The sequence below is a fragment of the Arthrobacter sp. Y3221048 genome (assembly GCF_059092685.1).
Genome location: NZ_JBNHHX010000006.1, coordinates 218,571 through 237,885 on the forward strand (window position 1 = coordinate 218,571; position 19,315 = coordinate 237,885).

Annotated in this window: 17 protein-coding genes; 8 read left to right on the plus strand and 9 right to left on the minus strand. The window is 67.4% G+C overall.

Translation table 11 applies throughout. The features are described from left to right. Positions 1-76 precede the first annotated feature (76 nt). The 5 genes from AC5RVS_RS16900 to AC5RVS_RS16920 all read left to right on the plus strand — a co-directional run bounded on the left by AC5RVS_RS16900 (position 77) and on the right by AC5RVS_RS16920 (position 8,895). On the plus strand, positions 77-862 hold the full coding sequence (locus AC5RVS_RS16900; protein WP_494108980.1) for a TetR family transcriptional regulator: 786 nt from the start codon (positions 77-79) through the stop codon (positions 860-862). Positions 863-956: 94 nt separating this feature from the next. Beyond that, positions 957-3,068 carry an acyl-CoA dehydrogenase family protein gene (locus AC5RVS_RS16905; protein ID WP_494108981.1) on the plus strand — a complete coding sequence of 704 codons (2,112 nt, stop codon included), beginning with the start codon at positions 957-959 and terminating at the stop codon, positions 3,066-3,068. A 238-nt stretch (positions 3,069-3,306) separates the two neighbouring features. Beyond that, complete coding sequence (locus AC5RVS_RS16910) at positions 3,307-4,770, plus strand: DUF3375 domain-containing protein (protein WP_494108982.1); 1,464 nt, start codon at positions 3,307-3,309, stop codon at positions 4,768-4,770. After that, positions 4,767-5,567, plus strand: a complete 801-nt coding sequence (locus AC5RVS_RS16915) for a DUF4194 domain-containing protein (RefSeq protein ID WP_494108983.1) — start codon at positions 4,767-4,769, stop codon at positions 5,565-5,567. Before AC5RVS_RS16910 ends, AC5RVS_RS16915 begins: the two co-directional genes overlap by 4 nt. Position 5,568: 1 nt before the next feature. Continuing rightward, on the plus strand, positions 5,569-8,895 hold the full coding sequence (locus tag AC5RVS_RS16920; RefSeq protein WP_494108984.1) for an ATP-binding protein: 3,327 nt from the start codon (positions 5,569-5,571) through the stop codon (positions 8,893-8,895). 82 nt (positions 8,896-8,977) lie between these two features. Here the strand turns inward: AC5RVS_RS16920 and mnhG are convergent, their stop codons facing one another. The 7 genes from mnhG to AC5RVS_RS16955 are packed head-to-tail and all read right to left on the minus strand — an operon-like array spanning position 8,978 to position 14,961. Beyond that, positions 8,978-9,361, minus strand: a complete 384-nt coding sequence (gene mnhG / locus AC5RVS_RS16925; RefSeq protein ID WP_494108985.1) for a monovalent cation/H(+) antiporter subunit G — start codon at positions 9,359-9,361, stop codon at positions 8,978-8,980. Beyond that, positions 9,358-9,618 carry an MrpF/PhaF family protein gene (locus AC5RVS_RS16930; protein WP_494108986.1) on the minus strand — a complete coding sequence of 87 codons (261 nt, stop codon included), beginning with the start codon at positions 9,616-9,618 and terminating at the stop codon, positions 9,358-9,360. The genes mnhG and AC5RVS_RS16930 overlap by 4 nt, the downstream gene beginning before the upstream one ends. 9 nt (positions 9,619-9,627) lie before the next feature. Next, positions 9,628-9,981 (minus strand): Na+/H+ antiporter subunit E, encoded by a 354-nt coding sequence (locus tag AC5RVS_RS16935; RefSeq protein WP_494108987.1) that lies wholly within the window; start codon positions 9,979-9,981, stop codon positions 9,628-9,630. Beyond that, complete coding sequence (locus tag AC5RVS_RS16940; protein WP_494108988.1) at positions 9,978-11,435, minus strand: monovalent cation/H+ antiporter subunit D family protein; 1,458 nt, start codon at positions 11,433-11,435, stop codon at positions 9,978-9,980. Before AC5RVS_RS16940 ends, AC5RVS_RS16935 begins: the two co-directional genes overlap by 4 nt. Next, positions 11,432-11,866, minus strand: a complete 435-nt coding sequence (locus tag AC5RVS_RS16945) for a sodium:proton antiporter (protein ID WP_494108989.1) — start codon at positions 11,864-11,866, stop codon at positions 11,432-11,434. Before AC5RVS_RS16945 ends, AC5RVS_RS16940 begins: the two co-directional genes overlap by 4 nt. After that, positions 11,863-14,583: a hydrogen gas-evolving membrane-bound hydrogenase subunit E gene (gene mbhE / locus AC5RVS_RS16950; protein WP_494108990.1), complete on the minus strand. Its 2,721-nt coding sequence runs from the start codon at positions 14,581-14,583 to the stop codon at positions 11,863-11,865. Before mbhE ends, AC5RVS_RS16945 begins: the two co-directional genes overlap by 4 nt. Before the next feature lie 39 nt (positions 14,584-14,622). Further along, the gene (locus AC5RVS_RS16955) at positions 14,623-14,961 is read right to left on the minus strand and encodes a trehalase-like domain-containing protein (RefSeq protein WP_494108991.1); all 339 of its coding nucleotides are present in this window, start codon (positions 14,959-14,961) and stop codon (positions 14,623-14,625) included. A 160-nt stretch (positions 14,962-15,121) separates the two neighbouring features. Here AC5RVS_RS16955 and AC5RVS_RS16960 point away from each other — a divergent pair, with 160 nt between their 5' ends. The 3 genes from AC5RVS_RS16960 (at position 15,122) to AC5RVS_RS16970 (ending at position 17,487) form a co-directional block, all read left to right on the plus strand. Then, a complete protein-coding gene (locus AC5RVS_RS16960) occupies positions 15,122-15,496 on the plus strand; it encodes a hypothetical protein (protein ID WP_494108992.1) in 375 nt (124 codons plus the stop codon). Between the two features lie 210 nt (positions 15,497-15,706). Beyond that, a complete protein-coding gene (locus tag AC5RVS_RS16965; RefSeq protein WP_493987246.1) occupies positions 15,707-16,729 on the plus strand; it encodes a DUF808 domain-containing protein in 1,023 nt (340 codons plus the stop codon). A 482-nt stretch (positions 16,730-17,211) separates the two neighbouring features. Then, positions 17,212-17,487: a response regulator transcription factor gene (locus AC5RVS_RS16970; RefSeq protein ID WP_494109000.1), complete on the plus strand. Its 276-nt coding sequence runs from the start codon at positions 17,212-17,214 to the stop codon at positions 17,485-17,487. Positions 17,488-17,542: 55 nt separating this feature from the next. Here the strand turns inward: AC5RVS_RS16970 and AC5RVS_RS16975 are convergent, their stop codons facing one another. Both AC5RVS_RS16975 and AC5RVS_RS16980 read right to left on the minus strand, forming a co-directional pair. Continuing rightward, on the minus strand, positions 17,543-19,063 hold the full coding sequence (locus AC5RVS_RS16975; protein WP_494108993.1) for an amidase: 1,521 nt from the start codon (positions 19,061-19,063) through the stop codon (positions 17,543-17,545). A 40-nt stretch (positions 19,064-19,103) separates the two neighbouring features. Next, the coding region (locus tag AC5RVS_RS16980) for a hypothetical protein (RefSeq protein ID WP_494108994.1) at positions 19,104-19,315 on the minus strand (212 nt) is incomplete at its 5' end.

Sequence of the window (19,315 nt, forward strand, 5' to 3'; positions counted from 1 at the left end):
GGCTCTCCTCGTGGTTCGGGTGCGGACGGGACAAAGACAGTTACCGTAACCAAGCGTACCTGATACGCTGAGTTACGTGAACACCGCCACAGGCCGCCAGGCCGCATCGAATCCGGCGACGCCGGCGGACGGCCGCTCCGCCCGCTGGGACCGTCACCGGACGGAACGCCGCCGGGAGCTGATCCGGGCTGCGCGCCACGCGGTGCACCGGCTTGGCCCCGATGCTTCCATGGAGGAGATCGCGGCAGCGTCTGGGACGTCCAAGCCCGTCTTCTACCGCTACTTCGGCGACAAGGCGGGGCTGCAGCAGGCCATGGGCGAGGTGGTGATCGGCCGGATGCAGGCCCGGCTCCAGGAGGCCGCCGCGACCGCGACTACAGCCCGGGAAGGCCTGCACGCCATGGTTTCGGTCTACCTGCAGATGGCCGAATCCTCGCCGCACGTGTACGCGTTCGTCACCCGCAACGCACCGTCCGAGCCACCGGTTGCGCAGCAGCCAGGCGCGAAGGGGGCCCGGCCGGACGCCGCACCCGAGGACGGAAGTTCCGCCGTCCTCCACGACTTTTTCGCCAACGTCACCGCCATGATCGAGGCGCCCCTGCGCGGCCACCTGGCCGCGGCAGCGGGCAGTACCGCAGAACTGGCGGCCGCATCCTACTGGCCCCGCGCCGCCATCGGCATGGTGCGGGCCGCCGGGGAATGCTGGCTGGCGGCTCCCGACGATGAAACCAAACCAAGCCGCGAGCTCATGACGGGCCTGCTCACCCAATGGCTGCTGGGCGGCGTCGCCCCGGGCCACAGCGCCCCCGCAGCGGGCTCCGGGCCACCCGGCCGGGCCGACACGACCACCGGCAAGGACTGAACCGGCCCTGCACCCGGCCGCCCGGCCGCCCCCTCCCCCGGCCGCCCCCTCCCCCGGCCACCCGACTCACACCTGACGACCGAAGGAACATCCGATGACGTATACGCCGCCCGCCCTGGAAACCCCGGAACCGGTTGAAGACCACGGAGCCGCCGTTGATGTGGCCGAACTCGGCCGGCTCTTGCTGGGCCGCTGGGCCGACATCCGCCAGGCGGCCCGTGACCTGGCCGGCCGCCCGGAACTCCACCGCATCGACGGCCTGACGATGGAGGAGCACCGGCAGCGGGTCTCCGGACAGCTGAAGTACCTCGTGGACACGGGCGCCGTGCACCGGGCCTTCCCCGCACGGCTCGGCGGCGAAGACAATCACGGCGGCAACGTGGCCGGTTTCGAGGAACTCGTCACCGCCGACCCCTCGCTGCAGATCAAGGCCGGTGTGCAATGGGGCCTGTTCGGCGCGGCGGTGCTGCACCTGGGCACTCGGGAACACCATGACCGGTGGCTGCCGGACATCATGAGCCTGAAGACTCCCGGCGCCTTCGCCATGACCGAGACCGGCCACGGATCCGACGTGGCCAGCATCGCCACCACCGCCACCTACGATCCGGGCACGGAGGAATTCGTCATCCACACGCCTTTCCGGGCCGCGTGGAAGGACTACCTGGGGAACGCCGCCAACGACGGCCTCGCCGCCGTGGTGTTCGCCCACCTCATCACCCAGGGCGTCGACCACGGCGTCCACGCGTTCTATGTGCCCATCCGGGACGAACAACATGACTTCCTGCCCGGCATCGGCGGCGAAGACGACGGCTACAAGGGCGGCCTCAACGGCATCGACAACGGCCGGCTGCACTTCGACCACGTCCGCGTCCCGCGCACCAACCTGCTGAACAGGTATGGCGACGTGGCCGGGGACGGCACCTACTCCTCCCCCATCGCCAGCCCGGGCCGCCGCTTCTTCACCATGCTCGGCACCCTGGTGCAGGGCCGCGTTTCGCTGGACGGCGCCGCCGTGGCCGCCAGCAAGGTAGCCCTGGCCATCGCCGTGCGCTATGGCACCGAACGCCGGCAGTTCAACGCGTCTTCCGACACCGCCGAAGAGGTACTGCTGGACTACCAGCGTCATCAACGGCGCCTGTTGCCCCGGCTGGCCACCACCTACGCGGCGTCCTTCGCGCACGAACAACTGCTGGAGAAGTTCGACGACGTCTTCTCCGGCGCCCACGACACCGACGAGGACCGGCAGGATCTGGAAACCCTGGCTGCCGCCCTGAAGTCGCTCAGCACCTGGCACGCGCTGGACACGCTGCAGGAGTGCCGCGAGGCCACCGGCGGGGCGGGTTTCCTGGCCGAAAACCGCTTCGCGGCACTGCGCGCCGACCTGGACATCTACGCGACCTTCGAAGGCGACAACACGGTGCTGCTGCAGCTGGTTGCCAAGCGGCTGCTGGCGGATTACGCCAGGGAATTCCGCCACGCAGACTTCGGCGTGATGGCCCGGTGGGTTGCCCATCAGGCGGCCGACGCCACCTTCCACCGCACCGGCCTGCGCCAGGTGGCCCAGACCTTCGCGGACACCGGTTCGGAGCGCAAGAGCGCCAACTACCTCAAGGATCCGGAGTCACAGCGACAACTGCTCACCGACCGGGTTTCCACCATGGTCGCCGGCATCGGCGGCGCGCTCCGCAACGCCACCAGGCTGCCGCAAGCCGAGGCCGCGGCGCTGTTCAACGAACACCAGCATGAGCTGATCGAGGCCGCCCGCGCACATGCGGAACTGCTGCAGTGGGAAGCCTTCACCGCCGCACTCGCGCAGATCGACGACGACGGTACCCGCCAGGTGCTGACCTGGCTGCGGGACTTGTTCGGCCTGTCGCTGGTGGAGAAGAACCTGGGCTGGTATCTCACGTACGGCCGGCTTTCCACCCAGCGCGCCCGCATCCTCGGCGGGTACATCAACCGCCTGCTATCCCGGTTGCGCCCGCACGCCCGCGACCTGGTGGACGCCTTCGGCTATGGGCCCGAGCATCTGCGCGCGAAGATTGCCACCGGCGCCGAGCAGGAACGCCAGGCCGAAGCCATGGCCTATGCCCGGTCGCGGCGGGCCAGCGGCGATGCCCCGGTGGACGAGAAGGTGCTCGTCGCCCGCCGGAAAGCCGCCGAAAAGCTCGCCCGGAACCGCCGGAAGCTGCCGGCAAACAGCTAGGAGCACGACGGCGGGGCCCAGCCGGGGGTGTCGATCCGGATCGCCACGGCGGGGACCGCCGTCGTCAGCGGGTGAAGCCCGGGCGAGGCGGCGCACCCGTGGCGGGCACACCGCCGTCGTCAGCGGGTGAAGCCCGGGCGACACGGCGCACCCGTGGCGGGCACCGCCGCGGCAGCGGAGCGGGAGCGGCTAAGATTTTCTGGGCCCGCTCTTCCCTTCCGCGGGCGGAAAGCAAAGCATGTCCTTCACCCAGAATGCCCTTGCCCGCTGGCAAGAGCTGCAGGCTCTGTCCGCGACGCCGGGCCTCAAGCTCGCCGCCGCCAGCCCCTGGGTGCCGGCGCTGTTCCGGACCGCTTTCACCCGCTCCCGGCCGCAGCTGCCGCTAGAGGAGTTCCATCGGAACACCGACTCGTTCCTGGCCGAGCTGCGGCGCGCCGGAGCACCGCTGCGCGAGGACTGGTCCGCCCGCCAGTACGCCGACGACTGGGTGGCCCGCAGGTTCCTGTCCCGCCTGCGCGAGGGAGGCCGGTTCGTCTACGAGCCCACCGAAGCAACGGTGCGGTTCCTGGAGTACCTGGACGGCCTGACCGGGGCTTCCTCCTCCCTGAACAGCTCCCGCCTGGCCACACTGCTCACCCGGGTCGAGGCCCTGGCCCATGAGACCGATCCGGATCCCGAGGCGCGCATCGGTGTGCTGCGGGCCGAAATCGCCGAACGGCAGGAAAAGATCCGAGCGCTGGAAGACGGCGACGCGCCGGCGTCGTTGCCCGAGGCCGCGGCCGCGGAGGCCGCACGCGACATCCTGGCGTTGGCGGCCGGGTTGCCGGCGGACTTCAAGCGGATGCGCGACGGGTTGGAGCGCATGCTGCACACGCTGCGCGCCGAAATCGTCGAGTCGAATGCCACCAAAGGCATCACCATGGGCGAGCTGCTCGACGCGGACAAGCGGCTGCGCGGCACCAGCGAAGGCCGGACGTACGAGAGCTTCACGGCGTTCCTGAACGACGAAGACCAGCAGCAGCGCTTCCGGCAGGCCATCGCCGACGTGCTCGAGCGGGACTTCGCCGACGGCCTGGAGCCGGAGGACCGGAAGGCCCTGCAGCAGCTCATGCCCCAGCTGCGGGCCCAATCGGCCGAGATCCACCGCATCTACGGGCGGCTCTCGGAGAGCATGCACACCTTCGTGCAGTCGGACGACTACCGCGAATCGGTCCAGCTGCGCCAAGCGATCCGGGCGGCCGAGGCAGCCATCTTCAAGTCCCGGCACGGCCTGCCTGGCCGGCGGGCGGTGGTACCGGCGCCCCAGCTCTACGGCTCCGGCTTTGAATCGGTGAGCATGATCCGGCTCTACGATCCGCAGGATCACCAGGCGCCGGCCAAGTTGCCGCCACCGCCGGAGTTCACCGAGGCGGACATCCGCCACGTGGCCCGCACACCGCAAGCAGACGCCGCGGTGCTCTCCCGTGCGGTGCGCACCGCCGTCGAGTCCCGCGGGCCGGCGCCGTTGTCGGCGGTCTATGACCAGCTTGAACCGGAACACCGGCACCTGAACAGCCTGCGCTGGCTGCTGCACCGGGCCTTGAATTCCGGCGGCGTGCTCGATCCGGACGCGACCGAGAGCGTCACCCTGATCCAAATCGACGGCAGCGAACGCACAGCAGTGCTGCCTGCCGTTACCTTCACGAAAGCTGCAGATTCATGAACGAGTTGACCGAGGACGAGGTGGCCGAGGTTTTCCTCGCATCGCCCGCAGGGCCGGACGAGGCGGCTGCGCCGGAAGAAGAACACGGCCCGCTGGAAGAATCGAATCCCGACGAGGCTTGGGAGGAGCCCGCCCGCGACGAGATCGTGGACGGGCCGGAACTCTTCGACGGCGATACCGGCAAGCTGCCCCTGAAACTGCGCCAGGCCCTGATCCGGCTGCTGCGCGGCCCCTACCTGCACGGCGGCTCCACCGACCGCGTCTACGACACCGTGGTGGAACACCGCCGTGTCCTCGCCTCCCGGCTCAGCGAGTTGTTCCTGCAACTGGTCATCGACGAAGACCGCAAGGTCGCCATGCTGCGGCCGGTCCCCATGGCCGAGCCCCACACCAACGCCCTGCAGCGGCAGCGGGAAATGACGCGCGAAGAGACCCTGCTGCTGCTGCGCATGCGGCTCATCCAGGACCGGCATGCCGGCACCGGGACGGAGCCGCTGATCAGCCGGGCCGACGTGATCGACGTACTGCAGGACTACGTGGACCCGGAACAGCGCGACGCCAAGCACGTGGAGGATCTGGCCGACGCCTCCATCCGCAAGCTGTCCAACGAGCGCCGGCTGCTGGAAGCCACCGAACTTCCCGACGTGTGGGTCATTTCCCCGGCGCTGCCGCTGGCCTTGCCCTTCGAGAACATCGGCGACATACCGGCGGTGATCGGTTCGCTGGCCGGCACGCTCCCGCAGGCGGGCGAGGCACCGGAGACGGACCAGTCGGCTTTCGACGGCGAGGAGGCCTGACATGAGCATCGAAACGATCCTTCCCATGGACGGGCTGCTGAATCCCGGCCAGCACCGCCTCAGCCGCGTGCAGCTGGTCAACTGGGGTACCTTCGACGGAGCGCACACCATCCGCGTGGACCGTGCCGGAACGTTGCTGACCGGAGGCTCCGGCGTGGGCAAGTCGACCATCTTCGACGGCATGCTCCAGGTGCTGGACGCCCGGCCAAAGATGAACGAGGCGGCCCAAACCAGCGCCGGCAGCGCCGCCGAGGAACGGCGGACCGCGTTCAGCTACATGCGCGGGCGGCTGGGCGCCACGCCGGCGGACGGCGACGGCTCACGGACCGCCACGTTCTACCAGCGTCCCGGTGCCACCTGGTCGGCGGTCTGCCTGACCTTCGACAACGCCCTGGGCCAGACCACCAGCCTGTCCGTGCTCCTGGACCTGCCGGCCAACGGCACCGAACACAACGTGGGCCGCTTCTACGCGCTGCACAACAAGGCGCTGGACATTCCCGCGCTGGAGGCCGGCATGCTCGGCCGGTTCAGCAAGACGTCGCTGGAGGCGCTGCTGCCGGGCAGCCAGGTCTTCGATTCGCACAAGGCGTTCGCGGAGCGTTTCCGGCAAGCGCTGGGCATCGACCAGGACAAGGCTTTCGGCCTGCTACGGACGCTGCAGACGGGCAGGGGCCTGGGCGGCACCGTGAACGACTTCTTCCGCAACCACGTGCTGGACACGCCTCGGACGCTGGCCGCCGCCGAGGAGGCCGTGGAAGACTTCAGCCACCTCAGCAGCATCAGGCGGCAACTGGAGCGCGCGCGGCAGCAGCGGGACCTGTTGGCCCCCGTCCCACAGCTGCATCAGGAGCTGCAGCAGACGCAGTCCGAACTGGAGCACAACCGCGTGTTGGCGGACCAGGCCCTGCCGCTCTACCGGCGCCGCCTGGCGCTGGACTGCCACGGCCGGCAGATCGACCGGCTGGAAGCGGAAGCAACGGCAGCGGCGGCTGCGCTGGCAGCGGCTGAAGCAGCACGGGACGGCCTCAGGGAGAAGGCGGCGGCATTGCGGGCGCGGTACGGCAGCGAAGGAGGCTCCGCCGTCGCGACCTTGGAACGGGAGCTTGCCGCGGCCCAGGCCGAGCTGCGGGCCCGCCAGTCCGTCGAAGATGCCGTCCGGGGCGAGATGGCGGCCGCAGGGATTGAGGCCGATTTCAGTCCCGCCGGGCTCGCTGCCGCGCGCAGCCGTGCCGCCGTGCTGGCCAGGGATCTGGCCAAGGAAGCCGAGTCGGCCCGCGAACGCAGCAACGACGCCCAGGGCGAGGCCTGGACCCTCAAGGGCGGGATCCGTGCGCTGGAGGAAGAGATCGAGTCCTTCCGCCGCCGCACCAGCAACATCCGTCCCGACAGTTTGGAGCGCCGCCGGCACATCTGTGCCGCCACGGGCATCGCGGAAGAGGAACTTCCGTTTGCCGGCGAGCTGATCGACATGGTCGCCGCCGAGGCCCGCTGGCGTCCGGCCGCCGAACGCGCGCTGCGGTCGCTGGCCTCGGCGATGCTGGTTCCGGGCGACCGGATGACAGCGGTCACCCGCTACCTGAACGAGCACAATATCCGTGGCTTCCTGCGGATCATTGACGTCAGCGCCCCGCTGGACGGAAAGGCCGAAGCCGGCGACGACGACCTGGTCACCAAGCTGGTCACCAAGGACACCGCCATGGGGCACTGGGTCCGGCGCAAGATCACGGCGCACTACGACTACGTCTGCGTCGACGACCCGGACCAGCTGGCACACGTCGCCCGCGGCGTCACCTTGGGCGGCGCGGTAAAGCGCAGCAGCAGCACCACGGAAAAGGACGACCGGCACACCGGGGCGTCCGATTATCTGCTCGGCTTCGACAACCAGGACAAGATCGCCGCCCTCGCCGCCCGGTTGTTGGAACTGCGCGAGACGTACGGCACGGCGGATGCCGAATCCGCCGAACGGGCCCGCGAGCAGCAGGATCTGGGCCGCAGGCTGGCCGCAGCCAAGTCCGTGGCGGCCGAGACCCGCGACTGGGAGGAGGTTTCCGCCGAAGCACACGCCGCCGCCGTGGCCGCGGCAGCGGAACGCCTGGAGCACGCCCGGGACGCCAACGCGGACCTGGAGCAGTTGCGGTTCGAACTGGAGACGGCCGAACTGGACCTCACCGCCGCCACGGAGAAGATCGGTGTGCTCAAGGGCGACGCCGCCCGGCTGTCCGCGGAGCTGGATGCCGCGCGCGGGCGCCGCGACGCCCTGGCCGCCACCGGCGGAACCGCCGGACAGCTGACGGACGAACTGGCCGCCGAGCTGGACGCCCTCTTTGCCCCGTACGGGGAGATCACCGACCTGGCCTTCCTGGGGGACGTCTGCACCCGGGTGGAGCGCACACTCCTGACCTCCCGCGGCGTGCTGGAGCGGACCCAACTGGAGGCCGGCAACCAGCTGGTAAAGATCTTCGAGTCCTACGGCAGGCAGTGGGGCTCCGACCACGGCACGTCGCTGGAAGCGGCCGCCGACTACGAGGCCCGCTACCACGACATCGTGGGCGAAGGGCTGCCGCAGCGGGAGGCGGAGTTCCGCGAGTACTTCAACAACCGCACCTACGAACGCTTCAGCGACCTGCTCCAGTTGCTGGACGAAGAACGCCGCAGCATCGCTTCCCGGCTGCAGCCGCTGAACCAAATCCTGCGGCGGGTGAATTACCACGCGGACAGCCACCTGCAGATTGAAATCGCCAACGCAGTGCCGGACGCTTCGCACAAGTTCCGCACTGACCTGAAGAACGCGCTGCCGGTCATGGGCAGGCGCCAGACCGCCGAGGACATGGACGCCCGCTACCTTGCCCTGGAGCGGATCGTGGAGAAGCTGGCCGCCGAGGACGAGCGCCGCTGGCGCGCCGAGGTCCTGGACGTGCGGTCGCACGTGGACATCACCTGCACCAATCTCCTGGCCGACGGCCGCGCCTACACCAACCTGCAGGCCAGCCTGATGTCCGGCGGCGAGGGCCAACGCTTCACCGCGTTCATCATGGCCGCGGCCTTGGCCTACCAGCTGGGCATCGCCGGGCAGGGCTTCAGCACCTTCGGCACGGTGATGATGGACGAGGCCTTCGTAAAATCATCGCTGGCGTTCGCCGAGGCGAGCATCAACGCGCTGCACGAATTCGGTTTCCAGTTGTTGCTGGCCGCCCCGGAAGACAAGGTGGACCTGGCCCGCTTCCTCGGTTCGGTCACCGAAATCCTGCGCGATGAATCCGCCAACCGGTCGGGCGTCCTGGAACGCGGCCGCTCGCTGGCGCGGCCGGTGGACATCGTGCTGCGCTGATCGGTCGTGCCCGCCAGCCCCGTCCGGGCCACCTGCGTTCACGCCGCGGAAGGCCTTCGACGGCGCTGGCCAAAGCGCCTCCTCAGTCCCTGCTGGAGGTTCGACCGGTCTCGCCCGGATATTCTTCGGTTCCCGCCCGTTGTTGGGCAAGTTCGTCATAGGCCGTACTTGGGTCCAGGGGCGTTTTGGCGTGGTAGGCGGCCCGCGCGATGGCGAACGTGCCGATGGGGACGGTGATGAGCTGCAGGAGGATCGCCACGATCGCCTTGGTGATGGCGTCGATCTCCGCGACGGCGAGGGCGCTGCCTGCCACGATGCAAACGACGCCCAGGCCACCGGCTTTTCCGGCGGCATTGATCCGGGCGTAGGCATCGGGCAGGCGCAGCAAGCCAGCCCCCGCGAGTCCTATGAGGATCAAGCCGACCGTGAGCAGAACAACGACCGCTACGTCCGCGGCGGTGCTCACGGCGTCTGCCGATCTATGAGCCGGGCGAGGGCCAGACTGGCCACGAATCCGACAAGCGTGGCCACGAGTACCAGGTCAAAAAACACTGGTTGATCGAACCGGAGGGCTGCCAGTGCCAGCACCGCGACGAGCACGAAGAAGGCCAGGTCGGCGGCGACGGCGCGGTCGGCATTTGTCGGTCCGGCCGCCATTCGCCAGACAGTGGCAAGGAATGATAAGCCCAACACGAGGAATCCAACGTCGACAACAACGAGCATGATGCCCCCTCAGGTCTCAACATCCAGGACAGCCAGCATACGTTCCTCCAGCTCCTGCATCTGTCGACGGAGCGTCCCGGAATCCGGGGCATGCAGGCCGTGCACGAACATGACGGCAGGAGTGCCGCCTACCTCCAGTACCAAGGTACCGGGAGTCAGCGACACGAGTCCGGTGAGCAGCGCCAGGTGACTTTCCCGGGTAGAACGCACCGGCACGCGCGTGATCCCCGGCACTGCTTGGTAACGGGGGCTTAGCACGTGTCGTGCGACCGAGAGGTTGGCCAACACGAGCTGACCGAAGTACCAGGCGATGAATCTCAGCAACCGCCAGATGCGGTCGGGCAGGCGCAGGAGTCGTTTCAAGCGTTTTTCACCGCCTGTGCGTAGCCGTCCGCATCCAGCAGATCGGCTGCCGCTTGCTCAGCCACCCACAACAGGACCTGCCCGCCCACTCCGAGGAGCAAGGAGACCGCGGTGAGCAGCAGCGCCGGCGCGACGACGCCGAAACTGAGCCGGGGCCCGTCGAGCACGAGCCGGGACGCATTCCCCCAGAAGGCACCAAGCCAGATTTTGACCATGGAGGTCAAGGTCAACAAGCTGACTGCTACGGCAACGGCGGCGCCCAGGTACTGGCCTTCGGTGACAGCTGCCACCACGAGGGCGAACTTCGCCACGAACCCGGAGAACGGCGGAAGCCCGGCCAAGGACAGCCCGGCGCCGACGAAGGCCGCCGCCAGCAGTGGTTCCCGGCCTGCCAGCCCGCCAAGCCGGTCGAGGCGGTCGGTGCCGTAGCCGTGGACCACGGCCCCCGCAACCAGCAGCAGTGCAGCCTTCACGAGGACGTATTGCACGAGATAAAATACCGCAGCAGTCAGACCGATCGGCGTGAAAAGGGCGATACCCAGCACAAGGTAGCCGATCTGGCTCACCATGTGGAAGCTCAAAATTTCGCGCATGTTCTGCTGTCCCACGGCACCGAGAACGCCGACGATCATGGTGATGATGGCCACTGCAACGATGAGCCATTGATAAGCGGGATCGCCGTCGAAGACCACGGCGTAGACCCGCCACGCCGCGTACAGCCCGACCTTGGTCAACAGGCCGCTGAACAGGGCCAGCACCGCCGGCTGGGCGTGGGGATAGGAACGGGGCAACCATCCGTGCACAGGCACCACCGCCGACTTCACGGCCAAGGCCAGCAGCACCACCCCCGCCGCGACGGCGACCGGTGGCGAAGTCAACGCCTGCCCGCTCAACTCCCCGAGGTTCACCGTACCGCCCGTCCCATAGACGAGGGCGACCCCGGTGATCAACAGTGTGGAAGCGAGCAGGTTGACGGGCACATAGATGCGGGCAGCGGCGAGCTGTTCCTGCCTGCCTTGCAGGGTGAGCAGGACGTAGGAGGGCAGGAGCATGATCTCTATGCAAACGAACAGGTTGAAGAGGTCTCCGGTCAGATAGGCCCCGTAAACCCCGGCGCTCAGCAACAGCACGAGCGGCCAGAAATGCCTTTGTTCGTCGGCTCTGGTTGCCGCGGCGAAGGCTGTGCAGACCAGCACGAGCACTGCGGAGACCGCCAGCAGGAGCGCGGAGAAGGTGTCGGCGACCAGCGGAATCGCGATTCCTGCCGGCCAGCCCGCCACCTGCTCGACAAGGACGCCGTCGCGGGTAGCAGCCACCACCGCGCCGCTGAGGACGAGCACCCCGGTTGTTACGGCGAAGCCGATCGCTCGATGCACCCACCGCGCCCGGACCAGGAGCAGAACTGCAGCCGCGAGCATCGGCGCGGCAACCGGCAGGGCCAACCAAGAGGTCACTGCGCCTCCTGCCCAGGTCCACGCTGACCGGGGAGATTCGTCCGCCCCGGGTTGGGTGTGCCGGCAGCTGGATCCCGGGACGACTCTGCCTCCCCTGCGCGGTCTTCGGAAGGCAGAGGGGGATCAGCCTTGTTCCGGTCACCGCGCTCATGAGTGCGCAAAGCCAGCACCAGCAGGTAGACGGTGATACCGAAGGTAATGACGATCGCCGTTAACGCAAAAGCCTGCGGCAAGGGATCCGCGCTCTCGCTTGGAACGCCCCCACCCACCAAGGGCAACTCACGCAGGTGAAGCCCACCCGCGGAGAGCAGGATCACGTTGGCCGCATGTCCGAGGAGTATGAAACCGAAAACGGCCCGGACGAGTTCCCGCTGCAGCGCCAGGAAGACGCCGGCGAAGCCCAACAACCCGACCACAACAGCGGCGCTCATGTCGGTGCCCCCAAACGGTCCACGGCACGGACAATAAGCGCCAAAACGACCGCGAACACGCCGAGGTCGAAGACCAGGGCTGCGGTCAGCTTGACCACCCCCAGGACGGGCACCGGCACCTCCAGCTCACCGCCGGTGAGGAAGGAGCCGCCCAGCACGAGGCCGCCGATGCCCACAAGCACCGCCAATCCGATCCCGCCGCCGAGCAACCACGGCACGGCCCGGCTCAACCTATCCATGCCGCGCGGACCGTAGGCCAAGTAGTGCAAGGCGACGGCGACGCCGGCGACCAAGGCGGCGACGAACCCCCCACCGGGCTCGTAGTGGCCGCGCAGCAGCAGGTACACGGCCACGACCAAGATCACCGGTGCGAGCAGGCGCTGCGCTTGCCGCAGCACCAGCGGCGGTTCCGTCGCCCGCTCGAGGGCCGCCCTTGGGGCCGGCTTGAGCAGGACACCTACCCCAACTGCTGCTGCTGCCAGCACCGTGATCTCGCCGAGGGTGTCGAGGCCGCGGAAGTCCACCAGAATCGAGTTGACCACGTTCGTTCCCCCCGTCTGCTCCTCCGCCTCGGTCAGCAGATAACGGCCGGCCGTGGAGAGTTCACGGCGCCCGGTCAGCGCGTAGGTGGCACCGGCGGCAGCCAGTCCCGCCCCGGCAGCTAACGCGGCCGCACCGATCAGTCGCACCCGGCCGGTCCGGGCGAAATCAGCCGGCAGTCGCCGCAACACCAGCACGGCGACCATTACTGTCAGGATTTCCACCACCAGCGTGGTCAATACCAAGTCGGGGGCGCCGGCCAACAGGAACCAAACGGACACAAGGAAGCCCACCAAACCCAGCAGGGACACGGCCGCGAACCGGGAACGGACCATCACCAGAGCCAATGCCGTGGGTGCCAGAAGGGCTACCAAGAACCAATCCTCCGCACGGGTGGTGGCCAACGGTGGCGGGAGTTTCGGGCCGGCGAGGACCCCGGCGCCGGCCAGGATCAGCATGCCGACCAGGACGGGTGTCAGCTGCGCCGCGATGGACTTGCTCTGCCCAGGGCGGCCAACTGCGGCGCCTGCCCGCAGGGTACCCGCATAGACGGCATCGAACATGTCCGACCCCGTGACACGGATGTGCCACCGTTGCAGGCGGCGCTCCACCCGGTCGCGGGCAAGATAAAGAAATGTGCCGAGAGCGAGGGTCGCCGCGGACAGGCCTAGCGCCGGGGTCAGTCCGTGCCAGAGCTCGATGTAGTACGTCGAATCCTGCCCGCCCGGTGCCACGTCCGTGGTGATGCGGTCGGCCAACGGTGTGAGCGTGCTCGCCCCCAGCCCCAGGACCACCGAGGCTACAGCCGGCACGACTATGGGGGCCAGGAAGGCTTTGGAAGGCTCATGGAGCCTCACTTGCTGCAAGGGTCCGAAGAAGGCGCCGGCGACGATGCGGGCCGCGTAGGCGAAAGTAAGGGCTGCAGCCAGCAAGGCGATCATGGCGGCGACAAGCCCCACCCATGACGGCCCTCCCGTACGTCCCGGTGCAGCCAGGAAGGCCTCGAAAAGGGTCTCCTTGCTCACGAACCCGAGAAGGGGAGGAACACCCGCCATCGACAGCGCCGCGATGGCAGTCAGCGTGGCAGTCACCGGCATCGCATGGCGCAACCCGGATAGCTCGCGGATGTCGCGGCTGCCGGCTTGGCGGTCGATGACGCCCACCAGCATGAACAGGGTCGCTTTGAACAGTGCGTGGGCGAAAGTGTGGGTCGCCACGGCGCCCAGCGCAGCCGGTGTGCCTACCCCGGTGGCGGCGACGAGCAGGCCCAACTGGCTCATGGTGGAGTAGGCCAGGAGTGCCTTGAGGTCGTGTTGGCGCAACGCCAGCAGCGCGCCGAGCACCGCGGTGGCCAGCCCGACGGTGAGCAATACATACGTCCACACAGGCTGGTCATCATAGAGGGGCGAGAACCGCAGCAACAGATAGATCCCGGCCTTGACCATGGTCGCCGCGTGCAGGTAGGCGCTCACCGGAGTGAGGGCGACCATTGCGCCGGGCAGCCAAAAGTGGAACGGCAATTGGGCGGATTTCGTGAAGGCCGCCAGGATGACCAACACCTCCACGACTACGCTGAACCCCGAGTCGTGCAACAGCGATGGTTCGGCCAGTACTGTGAACAGGTCTGTCGTGCCGGCGCCGACGGTCAGGAAGGCCAGGGCAGCAAACAACGCCAGGCCTCCCCCGCCGGTAACCAGCAGCGCGCGCATCGCGGGTTTTGCCCCGGTGGTGCCGGACCCGCCGATGAGGAAGAAGGAGCAGATCGTCGTCAACTCCCAGCACACGAACAAGGTCAGCACGTCGGCGGCCATGACCAGGCCAAGCATCGCGGTAGCGAAGCCGCTGAGCAGCGTGTAAAGCCGCGCCGCCGGGGCATCGGGCTCAAGATAGCGGGCGCTGTAGGCCATCACCAAGGCCCCTACCCCCAGCACCAACAGCGCGAACAACAATCCCAGGCCGTCCAGGCGCAGCGCGAAGTTCACCCCCAGGGACGGGAGCCACTCCCAGCTCGCGGTGAGCGACTCACCGCCCACGATTCGCGGGGCCTGGGCCGCAACGAGTCCGCCGGACAACAAGAACCCCGCCGCGATCGGATACCCGGCGCTACGGCCCGCATACCGTCCCAGCAGCGGGGCCACCGCCGTCAGCCCGACCAGCAGGACCAGGGGCAGGATCATGAGCGGCTCGTTTCCCGCGGTGCGTTCGGGGTCATGGGCTCACTCCCGATGCAGCAGCCCACGGCGTGTTTGCGCCGACATGCGGCGGGACAAGCCGATGCCGCTGGAGAGGACGCCGATGTGGCTGAACGCCTGCGGGAAATTACCCAGGAAGGCCCCGATGGACGGATTAATCTGCTCGGACAGCAAGCCGAGCGATCGGTCGCCCCTTTCGGAGTACAACAGCGCAGAGAACACCGCCGCGGTATCGAAGCGCGGCAGGCATAGCCAGTCGATGGGTCCGTCCCTGCCTACCAGGGCGGCGCTACGTCCGTATCCGATCAACCCGTAGTCTTCGATTGGCAGGTAACCGTCAGGGCTTCGGGCGGGAAAGCGCATAGAAGTTTGCACCTCCAGTAGTCGAACACGAGCGTCCAACCGGAAGCGGAAGCGGCGCCTTGCTGCTGTGAGAGAGCCGAGCCTTCCCGCTGAACAGTCCGAAGTCTCAAGGATACTGAAACGCACATCCCCAACACAAAGACGGCAGCCGCGCTGGGAGATGGCCGGACGCCGGAAGAAAACTTATCCAGGGGATCAGCCGGGGAATACGACGGGGCTGAACTGGGCGCCCACCGACCGGCAAACCCGCGCGATCGCCCGCGAGCAGTGGGCCACCAACGTCTTCGACCCCGTCACGATCGCCGAACTTCCCTCGCCGCAGGACTACGAACCACGCTATTCGGGAGGGGTGGGCGACAAGGAGGTTGCCGAAGCCGTCAATGTCTCCGCCGACCTGGACTGGCACGCCCAGCGACTGCAGGAATACGTCCAGTTGGGTTTCGACAGCATCTACCTCCACCACGTCGGACAAGAACAGCAAGCCTTCATCGACGCGTTCGGTGAAACCGTCCTGCCGCAATTAGGCGGCGCTTAACTGCTGGCGGACCGTCCATCAGACAACGGTCGCCCGACGCACAGCGGGTCCCCCTTTGTCCACGAGATGCTCTAGGCCGCTGATGCGGCCCCGGTAAATTCCCGATCGACGGGCGGCGCGCGGCCGTATACTTTTGAGCATGCCGATCACGTACCGCAACCGTGGGCTCTACGCCCAGCAGTCCGCCGTCGAGCCGTGCGGGGGCGACCTGTGAGCGGCGGTCTCGTCGCCCTGCTGGACGACGTCGCAGCCCTGGCCCGGATTGCGGCCGCCTCGGTGGACGACGTCGCAGCCGGGGCCGCCAAGGCAGGCGCCAAGGCCGCCGGCGTCGTGATCGACGACGCCGCCGTCACCCCGCAGTACGTATCCGGGGCAGACCCGTCCCGCGAACTGCCGATGATCAAGCGGATCTTCTGGGGCTCGCTTCGGAACAAGCTGTTGATCATCCTGCCGGCGCTGCTGCTCATCAGCGCCTTCATCCCGGGCGTGATCCCGTTCATCCTCATGCTGGGCGGCACGTACCTCTGCTACGAGGGTGCCGAGAAGGTCTGGCACAAGCTCCGCGGCCACCACGCGGCCGACAAGGCGCCGGCGGTCGAACGAGGACCGGAGGCTGAGGCCAAGGTCACCAAGGGCGCCATCACCACCGACTTCATCCTGTCGTGCGAGATCATGGTGATCTCGATGAACGAGGTGGCCGACGAGTCCCTGTGGGTCCGGGCGCTCATCCTGGTCGTCGTGGCGGTCGCGATCACGGTGCTCGTGTACGGCGCCGTCGGGCTCATCGTCAAGATGGACGACATCGGCCTGCACCTGACCACCAAGGACTCCGCGGGCTCGCAGCGCTTTGGCGCGCTGCTCGTCAAGGGCATGCCCGCCGTGCTGGCCGCGATCACCCTCGTCGGGACGGTCGCCATGCTCTGGGTCGGTGGCCACATCATGCTCCAGGGGGCATACGACCTCGGCTGGCATGCTCCCTATGACCTGGTCCACGTCCTCGAGGCCCCTTTCGTTGGGATTCCGGTGGTCGGCGGCTTCCTGGCATGGCTCGTGAACACCCTGTGCTCGGCCGTCCTCGGACTCGCCTGGGGCCTCGTGGTCATGGCTATCCTGCACCCGCTGCTAAAAGTGCTGCCATTCGGCAAGAAGAAGGGCGGGCACGAAGAGGGCGACGTCCGCGCCGCCATCGCCGGCCATCGGCCGCCGGGACGCGACGCCGATCCCACCTCTTAGTCTCTGCGCGCCGGGTAGAGGACTTCCCCACCGGATCCCGGCCTTGGCCCCGCGCAGCAGCTCTTCCTGAAGCGGTCCCACTCTTGAGGAGTGGGACCGCTTCTGCATTCAGCAACTTAGAGGCTCGACCGTAAGCGGATTACACGTGACCAGTTCCGTACCCATTGGATGACTTCGATCTGAGTTCTTCTGCCTGGGCAGCAATGTCCCGCCGCTGGTCATGGGTGAATCTTCTGGCCCCGCTGCTCGCGGGGATCGTCGATGACCGGGGTCGGATGCGCCTGCTACGTGCTAATTACGAGCCGGCTACACGCGCTGCGGTAGTCACTGCTAACGGGCATGCCCGGCCATTTGATGCCGGCGCCGCCCGCCTAGGTGAAGAAGTGCCGGATCTCATCCAGAGTGCGGTAACCATGCTGCATACTGACGCGGTGGCCCGCTCCGGTTACCTTTGGCTTGAGGCAGGCTGGTGGCGGGTTCTTATGACCCGCAGCGACGACATCTCCCAATCCCCTACTGATGTAGTGGTCGTGGTGGCGAAGCCTAGTGCGCCAGCGGCAGGTCTGACTCGACGTGAACTCCAGGTACTCGCACTGATCGCGGACGGATTGACCAATGGAGAGATAGCTGCACGTCTCGTGCTCAGTGTTCGAACGGTCACGGCACATGTGGAGCACATCTTGAGCCAACTCGGCTGTCCGGGCCGCGCGGCCTGCGCGGCCCGGACGGAGTCAGACGGACTGCGACCGCTCTGCTAAGAGAGGCTCTATCTGGGTAGCTCCCAGAGAAGTCAGTCCCGCACCCCAGACACGGTCAAGCGGTGGCGGCGAGACGTTCGTAGGCCAATGCGATCTCAACGAGCCGCGCTTCGCTCCACGGTGCGCCGACGAACTGCAGCCCTACGGGAAGGCCGTTATCGCCGATGCCCGCCGGGACCGAGATTGCCGGGAGCCCTGCGACCGAGACACAGAACGTGTACCTTATGAACGTTTCAAACGTGTCCACGCCGCGGCCGTTGTGCTGCATCTCGACGTCCTCGGCGATGGGAACCGCGGTTGCTGGCGTCGTGGCCGTGAGGAGTACATCACTACCGGAAAGAGCCTCGGTGAAGCCGCGTCGGATGGCGGGTACTGTGCGGGACATCGCCTCGGCGTAGGTGAACGCGGGAACGGGCGTCGCCTCCGGCCCAACCTGGCTGCCGAGTGCGGCGCGCACGTCTGCGCCGAAGCTTTGCAGATTGGCGGCGATCCCGCCCTCGACGCCGGCCTCCCGGAGTGCTTCTTCGGTGAGCACAACGTCCTCAGGGATAACCGTCAGGAATCCTGTATGGCTTGCCTGCTCCACGTTCTTGATCGTCACCGGAACGAGGATTGCACCGGCTCTCTCAAGCCGCTGGTAATTCTCAGCCAGCACCCGGTCCACGTCCGGAGTATTGTCCGCGGCGAAATAACCGTCTGGTATTCCGATCCTCACGCCCTTCAAGCTCGCACCGACTTCGGCGATGGTTTCCGGCAGCCGCGCGCCCGAGGGGTCGTCAGTCGCAGATGGGTCAAGCGGATCCGGGCCGGAGGTGATTACTCGCAGAAGTGCTGCAGCGTCCGCTACGGTGCGGGTTATCGGCCCGAGGACGTCGTAGCTCCAGGACAGACCCAGCATCCGTCCGCGGCTCGCACGGCCCAGAGTCGGCTTGAGGCCGACCACACCGCACAGTGCAGCAGGGATTCGGACCGATCCGCCGGTGTCCGTGCCGATGGCCGCCGAACACAACCGCGCGGCTACCGCGGCACCAGAACCGCCACTGGAGCCTCCGGGGATCCGCAGCGGGTCGTAGGGGTTACGCACCGGGCCAAAGTGGGGGTTGTTGCTCGTTATGCCGAAGCCGCACTCGTGGAGGTTGGTTTTGCCCAATACCAACGCGCCGGCGTTCTTGAGAAGCCGCACCGCGGTCGCATCCTCGGATGGGACAAAATCCTTAAGTGCGGCAGTGCCGCCAGTGGTGCGTGTGCCGGCGGTGAACAGCGCGTCCTTGATGCCAAGCGGAATACCGTGCAGCGGACCAAGGATCTCGCCGGCGGCCTGCAGGTCGTCCATCCGGGCGGCCTCAGCCAGTACCTCATCCCCCCTGGTGAGCAAGAAGGCGTTAAGTCTCTCAGGCGTGTCGAGCGCCTCAATACGCTCCAGATACATCTGAGTAAGTTCACGGCTACTCAGCTCGCCATCCCGAATAGCCTGCGCCTGCTCGGTCAGCGGTGCAGACACCTCGGCCGCGTGCGGCCCGGACTCCGCCACCGCAGGCGGCGATACCAGGTATCCGGTTGCCGATGTCTTCATCATTGCGCCTCCATTCCAATCGTCACCGCATCCCGGCGGCTACTTACTGGAAGCCTAAAACCAATGTGATAGAGGATACATCGGTAGAACTGCGTATTCCAGGAAACAACATGAGAGCTACAACGCTTCGCTCGTCGATGCAACCCGTTCCCCCAGCTTCAGCCGAAAGTTTGGCCTGAACCGAAACTGAGCAATGCCTAGATGCGGCGAACCAGCTCAGGTCATCCATCGCCGGGTTGAACGGCACGGCCAGGC

Coding starts and splice junctions, on each gene's coding strand:
- AC5RVS_RS16905 (WP_494108981.1), top strand. CDS start 957: ATGACGTATACGCCGCCCGCCCTGGAAACCCCGGAACCGGTTGAAGAC.
- AC5RVS_RS16910 (WP_494108982.1), top strand. CDS start 3,307: ATGTCCTTCACCCAGAATGCCCTTGCCCGCTGGCAAGAGCTGCAGGCT.
- AC5RVS_RS16915 (WP_494108983.1), top strand. CDS start 4,767: ATGAACGAGTTGACCGAGGACGAGGTGGCCGAGGTTTTCCTCGCATCG.
- AC5RVS_RS16920 (WP_494108984.1), top strand. CDS start 5,569: ATGAGCATCGAAACGATCCTTCCCATGGACGGGCTGCTGAATCCCGGC.
- AC5RVS_RS16930 (WP_494108986.1), bottom strand. CDS start 9,618: ATGCTCGTTGTTGTCGACGTTGGATTCCTCGTGTTGGGCTTATCATTC.
- AC5RVS_RS16945 (WP_494108989.1), bottom strand. CDS start 11,866: ATGAGCGCCGCTGTTGTGGTCGGGTTGTTGGGCTTCGCCGGCGTCTTC.
- mbhE (WP_494108990.1), bottom strand. CDS start 14,583: ATGATCCTGCCCCTGGTCCTGCTGGTCGGGCTGACGGCGGTGGCCCCG.
- AC5RVS_RS16955 (WP_494108991.1), bottom strand. CDS start 14,961: ATGCGCTTTCCCGCCCGAAGCCCTGACGGTTACCTGCCAATCGAAGAC.
- AC5RVS_RS16960 (WP_494108992.1), top strand. CDS start 15,122: ATGGCCGGACGCCGGAAGAAAACTTATCCAGGGGATCAGCCGGGGAAT.
- AC5RVS_RS16970 (WP_494109000.1), top strand. CDS start 17,212: ATGACCCGCAGCGACGACATCTCCCAATCCCCTACTGATGTAGTGGTC.
- AC5RVS_RS16975 (WP_494108993.1), bottom strand. CDS start 19,063: ATGATGAAGACATCGGCAACCGGATACCTGGTATCGCCGCCTGCGGTG.